This window comes from Deinococcus sedimenti (genome assembly GCF_014648135.1).
GTDB lineage: Bacteria > Deinococcota > Deinococci > Deinococcales > Deinococcaceae > Deinococcus > Deinococcus sedimenti.
This window is the reverse complement of sequence record NZ_BMQN01000001.1, coordinates 222,133-234,084: the sequence shown is the minus strand read 5'-3', so window position 1 is coordinate 234,084 and position 11,952 is coordinate 222,133. Positions and strand designations below refer to the sequence as shown.

Genomic DNA, 11,952 nt, shown 5'->3' with positions numbered 1-11,952 from the left:
TCCTGACGGGTCATACGCCTGTCAGAGTTGTCGTCCAATAATGAGGTATGTCTCAAGAGATGCTTAACGCCCTGCTGCTGCCGCTGATGTTCAGCGTCGCAGGCGGCACCTTCGTCTTCCTGCGGCGCCCCGAACAGCGCCCCCAGGGCCTGCTGATCATGATCCTCTTCCAGCTCGTCGGCGCGGCCGGGTACGTCCTGCAACCCACCCTGGAAGTCTTCGCGCTGCTGTGCGTGCACGCCCTGTTCGTGCTGGTCCTCATGACCCGCCACCTGCAGACACCCCACGGCACCCCGCAGCCCAGCGGCGAGTAAACCGGACCACAACGCGGGCGACCTCCCTTTGCGGGTGGGTCGCCCGCTGCCCTGCAGGGTGGGCGCCGCACCGTGAGGGCCGCCGCAGCCCCGGCAGGCGCGGGCGGGTACACTCGGGCGCATGACGCGCCGGGACCAAGACTCGCGCACCCAGACGCTGGAACGCACGCACACGCAGCGGCCCCGCCTGTTCCGGGTGCTTCTGCTGAACGACGACTACACGCCCATGGAATTCGTGGTGATGGTCCTGCAACGCTACTTCCGCAAGGCCGAGCAGGAGGCGGAACTGATCATGCTGGCCGTGCACCACAAGGGGCAGGGCGTGGCTGGCGTGTACACCCGTGACGTGGCGGAGACGAAGGTCGCGCAGGTCATGAACCACGCGCGCCGCGACGGGCACCCCCTGCGGGTCGTGGCCGAGCCGGAGCCGGACGCATGATCGGCGATCACCTGCAGGTGACGATCGCCCGCGCGGCGGATTACGCGCGGGAGGCCGGGCATGAGCTGGTGACGCTGGAGCACCTGCTGCTGGCCCTGACGCACGATCCGGAGGCGCGCGAGGCGCTGCTGGCGGTGGGTGTGGACGTGGAGCGGCTGCGTGAGGATCTTCAGGCGCTGCTGGCGGAGTTCGAGGTGGTGCCGGACGCCGAGCCGGATTTCACGCTGGGCGTGCACCGGGTGGTGGAGGGCGCGGTGTTGCAGCTGCACGCGAGCGGCAAGGGGCATGAGGTCGCGGATGGCGCGCGGGTGCTGGTGGAGCTGCTGGAGGAGCCGGACAGTCCGGCGCGCTCGGCGCTTGAAGCGCGGGGCGCGTCGCGGCTGGACGTGCTGAGTTTCGTGTCGCATGGCGCGGCGAAGGTGCCGGGTCGCGAGCGGGAGCGGCGCGTGGCGGGCGTGGACGGCCCGGCCCCCGAGGCGGCGGAGGCGGAGGTGGACCCGCTGGAGGCCTACGCGGCGGACCTGACGGCGCAGGGGCGCGCCGGGGAGTTCGATCCGGTGATCGGGCGGACGTCGGAGCTGGAGCGGGTGGTGCATGTGCTGGCGCGGCGCGGGAAGAACAACCCGGTGCTGGTCGGCGAGCCGGGTGTCGGGAAGACCGCGCTGGCCGAGGGACTCGCGCAGCGGATCGTGGACGGTGAGGCGCCGGGCTTCCTGCGGGGCGCGTCGGTGTACGCGCTGGACCTGGGGGCGCTGCTGGCCGGGACGCGCTACCGCGGGGATTTCGAGGCGCGGCTCAAGGGCGTGCTGGCGGCGCTGGACGGTCAGAACGCGGTGCTGTTCATCGACGAGCTGCACACCCTGGTGGGCGCCGGGGCGACCGAGGGCGGCAGCGTGGACGCCGCGAACCTCCTCAAGCCTGCCCTGGCGCGCGGCAAGCTGCGGGTGCTGGGGGCGACCACCCCGGCGGAACTGCGGCACTTGGAGAAGGACCGGGCGCTGTGGCGGCGTTTCCAGACGGTCGAGGTGCCCGAGCCGACCGAGGAGGACGCCCTGAAGATCGTGCAGGGCCTCGCGCCCCGCTATGAGGCGCATCATGGGGTGACGTTCACGCCGGACGCACTGGACGCGGCGGTGCGGCTGTCGGTGCGGCACCTGCGCGACCGCTTCCTGCCGGACAAGGCCATTGACGTGCTGGACGAGGCGGGCGCGGCCCGCAGCAGCGCCGGGCGCGGCGGCACCATCGACGTGCCGGATATCGAGGGCACCGTGGCCCGCATGGCGCGCGTGCCGCTGGGCGCCGTGAAGGCCGAGGAGGTCACGTCCCTGGCGACGCTGGAAGCGGACCTGAAGGCGCGGGTGTTCGGGCAGGACGCGGCGGTGGGTGCCGTGGCGAGCGCCGTGAAACTGGCCCGCGCGGGCCTGCGCGACCCGCAGAAACCGCAGGGGGCGTTCCTGTTCGCCGGGCCGACCGGGGTGGGCAAGACCGAACTGGCCCGCGCACTGGCCGAGCGGCTGGGCATTCACCTGGCGAGGTTCGACATGAGCGAGTACCAGGAGGCGCACACGGTCGCGCGGCTGATCGGCGCGCCCCCCGGGTACGTGGGCTTCGACCAGGGGGGCCTGCTGACGGACGCCGTGGCGAAGCACCCGCATGCGGTGGTGCTGCTGGACGAGATCGAGAAGGCGCACCCGGACGTGTACAACGTCTTCCTGCAGCTCATGGATCACGGGACGTTGACGGATCACACCGGGAAGAAGGTGGACGGGCGCGGATTGATCCTGATCTTCACGACGAATGCCGGGTCGGCGGACGCGTCGCGGCCCGCGCTGGGGTTCGGGCGTTCGGGCCGCGCGGGCGAGGAGGCGGAGGCCGTGAAGCGCACGTTCACGCCGGAGTTCCGCAACCGCCTGGACGGCGTGCTGCACTTCGCACCGCTGTCGCCGGACGTGATGGGCGGCGTGGTGGACAAATTCATCCGCGAGTTGCAGGTGCAGCTGCAGGAGCGGGAGGTCGCCCTGACGGTCACCCCGGCGGCGCGGGCGCGGCTGGCGGAGCTGGGCTTTGATCCGCTGATGGGCGCCCGGCCGCTGGCGCGCGTGATTGAGGCGCAGCTCAAGCGTCCGCTGGCTGACCTGATGCTCTTCGGTCGCCTGAAGGGTGGCGGACGCGTGCGCGTGGGCGTCCGGGACGGCTCATTCACCTTTGGGTGAGCCGCCCGGGTAGACGTAAAGATTCCCTGGGTTTCTCCTCACATGAGAAGGCTGGGGAATCGGGAAGATGACAGGCATGAAACCCACCCTGCTGGCCCTTCTGACCGCTGCCCTCCTCGCCTCCTGCGCGCCCAAGACCGAGTCCACCGAGACCTCCACCGACGGCACCACGACCACCACCACTGCCGATACCGGTGTGGCCGCCGACAGCACCATGAACAACGACGACAGCGCCAACACCAGCGAAGAAGTCGACATGGCGGCCGGTGACGGCCTCGAAGGCATGGTCATGAACTTCGACGGCACCGCCAAGACCTTCGGTCTGAACGAGAACGACAAGAACTACGAAGTCAGCGTCACCGAGACCACCACCTACGAAGGCGGCGCCACCACCTCCGACGAGTTCTTCGGCACCGACCGCAACGACGCCAACGTCGCCGTGGAAGGCGAAATCGAAGGCGAGAAGCTGGTCGCCAGCAAGATCACCCTCAACTAAACCTCTGCATGCGTAAGGCCGGGCTTCTTCGGGAGCCCGGTTTTTGCTATGCCGCTAGTGTGGGGGGATGACCGACGTGCTGATCCGCCCCGCCCACCCATTCGACGCGGCCTTTGCAGTCCCACTCATCCAGGCCACCATCGGCCGGATCGGGCACGCACTGACGGGCGTGACGGACGACGTGACCGCCGAACGGACCCTCCTGGGCTTCTACCCGCTGCGCGGCAATCGCCTGAGTTTCGAGCATCAGTTCATCGCGCAGTCGCCTATAGGGGAGCCGTTGGGCCTGATCCTCGCGTACCCGGGCGCGCTGGCACAGGGACTGGACGATCCCTTCCGCGAGCGACTGCGCTCCCTGGGCCTGCCTGGGCACGTGGAGTCCGAAGGCACACCCGGTGAACTGTACGTGGACACCCTGGCCGTCACGGAGGCCGCGCGGGGACGCGGCATCGGGGCTCGGCTGCTGGACGCGGCTGCGGACCGGGCCGTGGCGCTGGGCCTGCACCGGGTCGGCCTTCTGGTCGAGGACGGCAACCCAGCGGCGCGCCTCTACACCCGGCAGGGCTTCCGCCCGGCGGGCAAGCGCGCACTGGCGGGCGGCACCTACACGCATCTGGTGCGCGACCTGACCTGAACCTCCCCCTTAGGGTTGATCCGCGCAGGGCTTGCCGGGCGGTATGCTCCGCGCGTGCGCACTCCGGTTGTGGTTGGTCTGGTCGTCCTGGCGGGCGTGGTGGCGGTCGTGTCGCCCGCCGCGCCGTTTCTCGCGCGGTACGGGACGCTGCCGCGCAAGGCGGAGGGACCGGTGAATCTGGTGCTGGCGGGCGTGGACGTGGAGTACAACGAGAGCGCCCCGGTATGGCCGTACCCGGCACAGCCGGAATCGTACCGGGGCCGGACGGACACGATCATGCTGGCGCAGGCGTGGCCGGACGGGCGGGTGAACCTGCTGAGCATCCCGCGCGACTCGTGGGTGAATCTGCCGAAGTCCGGGTGGGGCAAGATCAACGGCGCGAACCGCAGCGGCGGCCCCGAGGGACTGATGCAGGCTGTGCAGGACCTGACCGGTCTGCCGGTGGACGGGTACGCGCTGCTCAGCCTCAACGCCGTGCCCGCCCTGACGGACGCTGCAGGCGGCGTGACGGTGGACGTGGGACAGGCCATGAAGTACGACGACAACGCCGGGAACCTCCACATCGACCTGAAGCCCGGGCGTCAGCGCCTGAGTGGCGAGCAGATGGTGGGCTTCCTGCGCTTCCGGCACGACAACCTGGGCGATATCGGGCGGATCGGGCGGCAGCAGCAGTTCGTGGGGGCGCTGGGCGCGCAGGTGCACAACCCGCTGAACGTGTGGCGCCTCCCGCTGATGGTGGCGGCAGTGGACCGGAACATGAAGTCGAACCTGACGCGCGAACAGGTGGGAGCGCTGATGGGCGCGGGGCTCAGCGGCATGCAGGTGAAAACTCATCAGGTGCCGGGGGACTTCGGACGTCGGGGCGGCCTGAGCATCTGGGAGGTGGACCGCGCCGCACTGGGTGCGCTGATCGCCAAGAACTTCCGTGACCCGAACGATCCGCGGTCGCTGGGCGTGGCAGTCGTGAACGCTGACGCTCCGGACGGCAGCGCCCGCCGCCTGAAGGAGCGGCTGGAGGGCCTGGGGTACGCGAACGTCTGGATCGTGAACGAGACGCGCGGCCCCGCGAAGACCACCGCGTCGGGCGAGGCGGCGGCGCGGGTGCTGCGCGACGTGGGCTTCGGCACGGTCAGCGATCAGCCCCTGGCGTCCGGCGCGGACGTGACCGTGCGCCTGGGTTCGGACACGCCCTCTCCCTGAGGGACTGAACAGGAGAGGGTGGGCAGTGGAAGGAGTACATCCTTCCCTGCTTCGCACTCCCCCACTTGATCTGAAACGATTCAGAAGGTAGTGTGCTGGGCATGACCTCCTCCCTGACCGGCGAGCTGAAGTGGTGGCAGAGCGGCATCATCTACCAGATCTACCCGCGTTCCTTCCAGGACGACAGCGGCGACGGCGTGGGCGACCTGCGCGGCATCACCCGCCGCCTGCCGTACGTGGCGAGCCTGGGCGTGCGGGCCGTGTGGCTCTCCCCCATCTTCAAAAGCCCCATGCGCGACTTCGGGTATGACGTCGCCGACTACTGCGACATCGACCCGCTGTTCGGCACGCTGGAGGACTTCGACGCCTTCGTCGCCGAGGCGCACCGCCTGGACCTGAAGGTCATGCTGGACTACGTGCCCAACCACTCCTCCAGTGACCACGCATGGTTCCAGGAGGCCCTGACGGGCAAGGACAGTGCGAAACGCGACTGGTACGTGTGGCGCGACCCGGCCGAGGGCGGCGGCGTGCCGAACAACTGGAAGTCCTTCTTCGGCGGCCCCGCCTGGACGCTGGACGAGGCGAGCGGGCAGTACTACCTGCATCAGTTCCTGCCCAGCCAGCCGGACCTGAACTGGCGCAACCCGGCCGTGCGGCAGGCGATGTTCGACGCGCTGCGCTTCTGGATGCGCCGCGGCGTGGACGGCTTCCGCGTGGACGTCATCTGGCTCCTGGCCGAGGACGACCGCTACCTGGACGAACCCGAGAACCCCGACTGGCAGCCCGGCCAGCCCGAACACTGGAGCCTCCTGCACCCGTACACGCAGGACCAGCCCGAAACGCACGAGTACATCCGCGAGATGCGCGCCGTGCTGGACGAGTTCGACGACCGCATGATGGTCGGCGAGATCTACCTGCCGGTCGAGCAGCTCCTGCCGTACTCGGGCACCGAGGACGCGCGGATGGTGCACCTGCCGTTCAACTTCCACCTGATCCTGATGCCCTGGACGGCGCAGGACGTGCGGCGCTTCGCGGACAGCTACGACGCGGCGAGCCTCGCGGCGGGTGCGTGGCCGAACTGGGTGCTCGGCAACCACGACCAGCACCGCTTCCGCAGCCGCCTGGGCGACGCGCAGTACCGCGTGGCGCAGACCCTGCTGCTGACCCTGCGCGGCACCCCCACCGTGTACTACGGCGACGAGATCGGCATGCGCGACGTCGAGATTCCCGCCGACCGCATCGTGGACCCCGCTGCGCTGCAACAGCCCGACAGCCCTGAGGCGGGCCGCGACCCGGAACGCACCCCCATGCAATGGGACGCTGGCGTCAACGCGGGCTTCAGCGCCGACGGCACGACCCCCTGGCTGCCCCTCGCGGACGACTTCGCCACCCTGAACGTCGCCGCGCAGGAGGGTGACCCGGCCAGCGACCTGAACTACTTCCGCGCCCTGACCCGCCTGCGCGAACAGCACCCCGCGCTGATCGGCGGCACGTACCGCAGCGTGGACGCCCCCGACGACGTGTTCGCCTTCGTCCGCGAGGAGCACGGCGAGACCCTGACCGTCCTGCTGAACTTCGGCGCGCAGATCCACGACCTCGGCACGCTGGCACGCGGCGAGACCCTCCTGAGCAGCCTCGGCGACCAGCCCACGAGCGGCGCGGCCCTGCGCCCGAACGAAGCCCGCATCCTGCGGGGGTAGTGGGCAGTAGGGAGTGGTGAGTAGGAAAAACAAAGAGAGGGGGAGGTTGTCCGGTGACAGCCTCCCCCCTCCTCTCCTGCTACGGCACTCGGGGGTGAACATTTGCGCTGATCGCATCAGCGCTGTACAGGCACTCGTAGGGATACACCGTGACGCGAGCGCCATCGTGACTCGTCAGTTCACCCCGCACCTGCCACAGCTCCGGGGTGAGGGCCTTCACGCCGGTCAGCCGGTTGGACTGCCCATCTGCCCCGTGGTACTGCTTGGCCAGAACAAGGCGCGCGAAGCTCACGCACCGCTGTGTGATCATCTTCGGCTCGGGCAGGGGTGCAGTCACCGCAGGGGGCGACGCCGTCCTCGCGTCACGCGCTGCCCGCAGTCCAGCCCCGATCAGCACGGCCAGCAGGACGCATGTCAGCACCAGTCCGGTCCTCTGCATCGTCGTCATCCCAGCCTCCTCTGCTCAGGAGGGGGTGGGGTCAGTCACGCGATGACACCCACCCCCTCCAGTTCCCACGTCCGGCGTCAGGTCGCGCGGCGGGCCTGCATGACCTTCAGCAGCACGGGCACGATGCTGATCACCACGACACCACCTACGATGAACAGAATGTAGCGGTCCAGGTGGGGGATGCGGTCGCCCAGGAAGTACCCCAGCGCGGGCACGCTGACGCCCCACAGCAGGGCGCCGAGGATGTTGTACAGCGTGAACGGCGCCAGGGGCATGCGGCTCACGCCCGCCATGGTGGGCACCAGGGTCCGCACGACCGGCACGAAGCGGGCGAGGACGACGGCCAGCCAGCCGTAGCGCGCGAAGAACAGTTCGGCGCGGGTCACATACTCGGGTTTGAAGTACCGGGCGTCCTGGTTGGCGAACACGCGCGGTCCGAACTTCCCGCCGATGAAGTACCCGGCGACGCAGCCCAGGATGCCGCCCGCGACGACGACGGCCATGACGCCGCCCAGGCTCAGGGCGCCCCCGGCGGCGAGCACCCCGGCGGCGAGCAGCAGGGTGTCGCCGGGCAGGAAGAAGCCCAGCAGCAGGCCCGTCTCGGCGAAGACGATGGCGAACAGGCCCACGTAGGACGCGGAGAGGATCAGGCTGGTCAGGTCGTGCATACCCGCGCAGGCTACCGTGCCTCCGGGCACGGGCGCGTCACTCGCAGGACGGAGGCCAGTTCATGAAGGGGTGGCGTGACGCAGGGTCCGCGTGATGAAGGTTCAGCGGGCGCGGAGGGTGGCGGCGTTTCCGGCGCTGTCGGTGACGGCAATGTCCGCCCAGATGCCGGTCGTCTCGGCGTAGAACTCGACCTCCTTGCCGGGGGTGATGTTCAGGCGGTTGCCGTCCACGCTGACCTGCGCCACGCGGACGTTGTCCGTGGCGACGCCTGCGACCCGGATGACGTTCCCGCTGCGTTCGAAGCGGGTGACCTTCACGGTGGGCCGCACGGGGTCCACGCTGACGGGCAGCACGAACTTCGCCTCGTTCCCGGCGGCGTCGCGGGCGGTGATGGTGTACTGCCCGGTGGGCGTGGACAGCACCGCCTGGAACTGGAAGCGGGCGATCTTGCGGCTGCCGGGCTGGATGGGCACGCTCTTGCCGTCCACCTGGATGTCCGTGACGCCCGTGTCATCCAGGACGTAGCCCTGCACGAGGAAGCCGTTGGCGCTGCGGGTGGCGCCGGTGTCGGTGACGCTGATGCGCGGCGTGAAGTTGTCGGTGGTGCGGGCGCAGCTGCCCAGCGTGAGGGTCAGGCTGGTCCCCAGCAGGGCGAGGAGGGGGGCTCGGCGCATAGTGCGGGCAGTATACGCGCCGCGCCCGGGGCGTTCAGACGGGGGTGACGGTGGGCGGCGTGGGTGGCGCTTAGAATGCCGGGCGTGAATTCGTCCGCCCCATCCACCGCTTCCGCCGCAGCCGGCGCCGCGCCGCGCGTGTCGGCGTTCATTCCGGAGGGCACGCGCGACGTGCTGCCGCCCGAGTGGGCGCAGCGTGAAGCGATCCGCGCGCAGCTGTCCGGCCTGTTCTCCCGCTGGGGGTACCGTGGCGTGGAGGTCCCCGCCCTGGAGTACGCCAGCGCGCACCATCCGCAGGACGCCGTGGCGTTCAAACTGATCGACTCGGGCGGGCAGGTCCTGTCGCTGCGCAGCGAGTTCACGACCGCCGTGGGCCGCCTGGTCCGCACGCGGTACCCGCAGGGGCCGTTCCCGCTGCGGTTGCAGTACTCCGGGCGGCTGTGGCTGCGCGCGCAGAACAGCGAGTTGGGGCGCCTGCGGGAGTTCAATCAGCTGGGGGTGGAACTGATCGGCGTGGAGACCGCGCAGGCGGACGCGGAACTGCTGCATCTGGCGGCGGCGTCGCTCCGCTCAGTGGGCCTGGGCGAGGTCGGGGTGGGCGCGGCGCTGGAGGTCGGGTATCCGGGCTTCGTGGACGCCGTGCTGGAGGACGCCGGGCTGCACGGCGCGGCGCGGGCGGCGCTGCACGACGCGATCGACCGCAAGAGCGGCGCGGACGTGGACCTGCTGTGCGGCCAGTTCGGGCTGGGCGGCGACACCCGCCGCACCCTGCACGCCCTGACGGACCTGTACGGCGGCCCCGAGGTGCTGGACGCCGCGCAGGGGCTGGCGCGCGGCACGCGGGCGCAGGAGGCGGTCGCGCACCTGCGCCGCGTGGCCGCGCTGTACGCGGGGCCGCTGCTGTTCGATCTGGGCGTCAGCCGCCGCTACGACTACTACACCGGGCTGACGTTCCGCGCGTACGCGCCGGGCCTGAACCAGCCGGTGCTGGGCGGGGGCCGCTACGCGCTGGAGGGGGGCCTGCCGGGTGCGGGCTTCGCACTGGGCCTGGAACGCCTGATGCGCGCCCTGGCCGGTGACCTGCCCCCCGAGCCGGAGGTGGTGCTGGCCCTGGATCTCGCGGCGGCCGACGCGGCGCGCGCGCAGGGTCTGCACGCGGAACTCGCCTGGACGGACGATCGGGCCGAGCTGCGGGCGTTCAGCGCGGCGCGCGGCATCCACCGCTGGGCCAGCAGTCAGGGCGACACGCTGACCTTCCAGCCCGCCACGGAGGTGACGCGGTGACCCCCGCCCCCACCCGTGACCCCGGTCACCTGACCCTGGCGCTGCCCAAGGGCCGCATCCTCGAAGACGCCATCGCGCTGCTGTCACAGGCGGGCCTGCCGCTGACCATGCCGGAGAAGTCCCGCGCGCTGAGGCACGAGTTCCCCGGCGTGACCGTACTGGAGCTGCGTAACCAGGACGTGCCGGTGTACGTGGACCTGGGCGTCGCCGACGCCGGGATCGTCGGGAAGGACGTCCTGATCGAGTCGGGCCGCACCGTGTACGAACCGGTGGACTTGCGCTTTGCCGGGTGCCGCCTTTCCCTGATCCGCGAGGTCGGCGCGGACGGGGACATCGCGCGGGTCGGCACGAAGTACCCCCGCGCGGCCCGCGCGTACCTGAACGCGCGCGGCATTCCCGCCGAGATCGTCAAGCTCAGCGGGAACATCGAACTGGCGTGCCTGACGGGCCTCGCGGACGCCGTGGTGGACCTCGTGCAGACGGGCAGCACCCTGCGCGCGAACAACCTCGAGGAGGTGGACGTGCTGTTCCACTCGACCGCGCGGCTGGTCGTGAACCGCGCGGCCCTCAAGACCCGCCGCGAGCGCCTGCGGCCCCTGATCGAGCGCCTGCGCGAACTAACCTCGCAGTAAACGCAGGAAGTGGAAAGGAGGGAGTGGGGAGTGGAGCCGCACCGCATCCACTCCCCAACTGCTTACTTCGCGGCGTTCAGGGCGCGTTCCATGCGGGTCAGCGCCTCGGTCAGCAGCTCGCGGCTGGTGGCGAAGTTCAGGCGGATGAACCCCTGGTACTGCGGCTTGTGGCCCTCGTGCGCGAAGACCGGGCCGTCGTGAATGGCGACCCGCGCTTCCTCCAGCAGGAAGGCCTGGATGTCCCCGGCGCGGGGGTGCTCGCGCAGGTCCAGCCACGCGAGGTACGTCGCCTCGGGGACGTGGAAGCGCACCCAGGGGAGTCGTTCGCGCAGGAACGCGGCCATGAAGTCGCGGTTCTCCCGCAGGTACTGGGCGGTGTCGGCCAGCCAGGGGCCACCCTCGGCCAGCGCGGCGCGCCACATGGTGAGGCTCAGGGCGCTCTCGTGACCCATCAGGCCGCCCGCCGCGCCGCGCACGCGGGTGAGCAGCTGGGCGTTGTGGCTGATCATCGCGCCGATGCCCAGCCCGGCCGTGTTGAAGGCCTTGCACGGTCCGGTCAGGGTGATGGTGCGGTTCTGCACGCGCGGGTCGGCGGCGAACGCCTCGAACGGCCCGTCCGTGAAGCGCAGGTCGGCGTGCAACTCGTCGCTCATGACGAACAGGTCGCGCGCCAGCACGAGGTCGCGCAGTTTCTGCAACTCCTCGGCGGTCCAGACGCGCCCGGTGGGGTTGTGCGGGTGGCACAGCAGCAGCAGGCGCGACCCGCGCGACGCGGCGTCCATCGCCGCCCAGTTGATCTCATAGCCGTTCTCGCCGTCGCGCAGGGGCACGCCCGCCACGCGGCGGCCCAGTTCGGTGATCGCCATGTGGAACGGGTGGTAGATGGGCGTCATGGTCACGACCGGCTCGCCGGGGGTGGTCAGGGCGTGCACGGCGGCGTAGATGCCCGGCACGACACCCGGCAGGAACGTCACGTTCTCGTGCGTCAGGCTATCCAGGCCCTGCGCGGCCAGTTTCGGCAGCAGGGCGTCTTTCAGGCGGGTGTCGCCGCGCAGCTGCGCGTAGCCCAGCCCGGCGTCCAGCCGCTCGTGCAGGGCGCGCATGATGGGCGGCGCGACCGGGAAGTCCATGTCCGCCACCCACATGGGAATGACGTCTTCCGGGTACAGCGTCCACTTCAGGGAATCGGGGTGACGCAGGGCCGTGACGTCCAGCGTGTCGCGCGGATTGAGGGTGTCCGTCATGCCCG

Annotated in this window: 13 protein-coding genes; 9 read left to right on the top strand and 4 right to left on the bottom strand. The window is 70.4% G+C overall.

Features of this window, described 5'->3' with window-relative positions; all coding sequences use genetic code 11:
• Positions 1-47 precede the first annotated feature (47 nt).
• The 7 genes from IEY69_RS01180 (at position 48) to IEY69_RS01150 (ending at position 6,996) form a co-directional block, all read left to right on the top strand.
• Positions 48-314 (top strand): hypothetical protein, encoded by a 267-nt coding sequence (locus tag IEY69_RS01180; protein ID WP_189071336.1) that lies wholly within the window; start codon positions 48-50, stop codon positions 312-314.
• Positions 315-435: 121 nt separating this feature from the next.
• The gene (clpS, locus tag IEY69_RS01175; protein WP_188841595.1) at positions 436-753 is read left to right on the top strand and encodes an ATP-dependent Clp protease adapter ClpS; all 318 of its coding nucleotides are present in this window, start codon (positions 436-438) and stop codon (positions 751-753) included.
• Positions 750-2,966 carry an AAA family ATPase gene (locus tag IEY69_RS01170; RefSeq protein WP_189071335.1) on the top strand — a complete coding sequence of 739 codons (2,217 nt, stop codon included), beginning with the start codon at positions 750-752 and terminating at the stop codon, positions 2,964-2,966. The genes clpS and IEY69_RS01170 overlap by 4 nt, the downstream gene beginning before the upstream one ends.
• Positions 2,967-3,042: 76 nt before the next feature.
• Positions 3,043-3,462, top strand: a complete 420-nt coding sequence (locus tag IEY69_RS01165) for a hypothetical protein (protein WP_189071334.1) — start codon at positions 3,043-3,045, stop codon at positions 3,460-3,462.
• Between the two features lie 67 nt (positions 3,463-3,529).
• Positions 3,530-4,096, top strand: a complete 567-nt coding sequence (locus IEY69_RS01160) for a GNAT family N-acetyltransferase (RefSeq protein ID WP_189071333.1) — start codon at positions 3,530-3,532, stop codon at positions 4,094-4,096.
• A 54-nt stretch (positions 4,097-4,150) separates the two neighbouring features.
• Positions 4,151-5,296, top strand: a complete 1,146-nt coding sequence (locus IEY69_RS01155; protein WP_189071332.1) for an LCP family protein — start codon at positions 4,151-4,153, stop codon at positions 5,294-5,296.
• Between the two features lie 101 nt (positions 5,297-5,397).
• A complete protein-coding gene (locus IEY69_RS01150; protein ID WP_189071331.1) occupies positions 5,398-6,996 on the top strand; it encodes an alpha-amylase family glycosyl hydrolase in 1,599 nt (532 codons plus the stop codon).
• Between the two features lie 79 nt (positions 6,997-7,075).
• On the opposite strand, the gene IEY69_RS01145 is transcribed toward IEY69_RS01150, so the two are convergent.
• From IEY69_RS01145 to IEY69_RS01135, 3 genes are all read right to left on the bottom strand, one after another.
• Positions 7,076-7,444: a hypothetical protein gene (locus IEY69_RS01145; RefSeq protein ID WP_189071330.1), complete on the bottom strand. Its 369-nt coding sequence runs from the start codon at positions 7,442-7,444 to the stop codon at positions 7,076-7,078.
• Between the two features lie 77 nt (positions 7,445-7,521).
• On the bottom strand, positions 7,522-8,112 hold the full coding sequence (locus IEY69_RS01140; RefSeq protein WP_189071329.1) for a DedA family protein: 591 nt from the start codon (positions 8,110-8,112) through the stop codon (positions 7,522-7,524).
• Positions 8,113-8,214: 102 nt separating this feature from the next.
• Complete coding sequence (locus IEY69_RS01135; RefSeq protein WP_189071328.1) at positions 8,215-8,787, bottom strand: hypothetical protein; 573 nt, start codon at positions 8,785-8,787, stop codon at positions 8,215-8,217.
• Positions 8,788-8,862: 75 nt separating this feature from the next.
• Here IEY69_RS01135 and IEY69_RS01130 point away from each other — a divergent pair, with 75 nt between their 5' ends.
• Both IEY69_RS01130 and hisG read left to right on the top strand, forming a co-directional pair.
• Positions 8,863-10,071 (top strand): ATP phosphoribosyltransferase regulatory subunit, encoded by a 1,209-nt coding sequence (locus IEY69_RS01130; protein ID WP_189071327.1) that lies wholly within the window; start codon positions 8,863-8,865, stop codon positions 10,069-10,071.
• A complete protein-coding gene (gene hisG, locus IEY69_RS01125; RefSeq protein WP_189054742.1) occupies positions 10,068-10,703 on the top strand; it encodes an ATP phosphoribosyltransferase in 636 nt (211 codons plus the stop codon). Before IEY69_RS01130 ends, hisG begins: the two co-directional genes overlap by 4 nt.
• A 62-nt stretch (positions 10,704-10,765) precedes the next feature.
• Here the strand turns inward: hisG and IEY69_RS01120 are convergent, their stop codons facing one another.
• On the bottom strand, positions 10,766-11,947 hold the full coding sequence (locus IEY69_RS01120) for a MalY/PatB family protein (RefSeq protein ID WP_189071326.1): 1,182 nt from the start codon (positions 11,945-11,947) through the stop codon (positions 10,766-10,768).
• Between the last annotated feature and the right edge of the window lie 5 nt (positions 11,948-11,952).

Excerpts from the sequence above, each read along its gene's own strand:
- IEY69_RS01180 (WP_189071336.1), top strand. The coding sequence starts at position 48 with ATGTCTCAAGAGATGCTTAACGCCCTGCTGCTGCCGCTGATGTTCAGC.
- clpS (WP_188841595.1), top strand. The coding sequence starts at position 436 with ATGACGCGCCGGGACCAAGACTCGCGCACCCAGACGCTGGAACGCACG.
- IEY69_RS01170 (WP_189071335.1), top strand. The coding sequence starts at position 750 with ATGATCGGCGATCACCTGCAGGTGACGATCGCCCGCGCGGCGGATTAC.
- IEY69_RS01165 (WP_189071334.1), top strand. The coding sequence starts at position 3,043 with ATGAAACCCACCCTGCTGGCCCTTCTGACCGCTGCCCTCCTCGCCTCC.
- IEY69_RS01160 (WP_189071333.1), top strand. The coding sequence starts at position 3,530 with ATGACCGACGTGCTGATCCGCCCCGCCCACCCATTCGACGCGGCCTTT.
- IEY69_RS01150 (WP_189071331.1), top strand. The coding sequence starts at position 5,398 with ATGACCTCCTCCCTGACCGGCGAGCTGAAGTGGTGGCAGAGCGGCATC.
- IEY69_RS01145 (WP_189071330.1), bottom strand. The coding sequence starts at position 7,444 with ATGACGACGATGCAGAGGACCGGACTGGTGCTGACATGCGTCCTGCTG.
- IEY69_RS01140 (WP_189071329.1), bottom strand. The coding sequence starts at position 8,112 with ATGCACGACCTGACCAGCCTGATCCTCTCCGCGTCCTACGTGGGCCTG.
- IEY69_RS01135 (WP_189071328.1), bottom strand. The coding sequence starts at position 8,787 with ATGCGCCGAGCCCCCCTCCTCGCCCTGCTGGGGACCAGCCTGACCCTC.
- IEY69_RS01130 (WP_189071327.1), top strand. The coding sequence starts at position 8,863 with ATGCCGGGCGTGAATTCGTCCGCCCCATCCACCGCTTCCGCCGCAGCC.
- IEY69_RS01120 (WP_189071326.1), bottom strand. The coding sequence starts at position 11,947 with ATGACGGACACCCTCAATCCGCGCGACACGCTGGACGTCACGGCCCTG.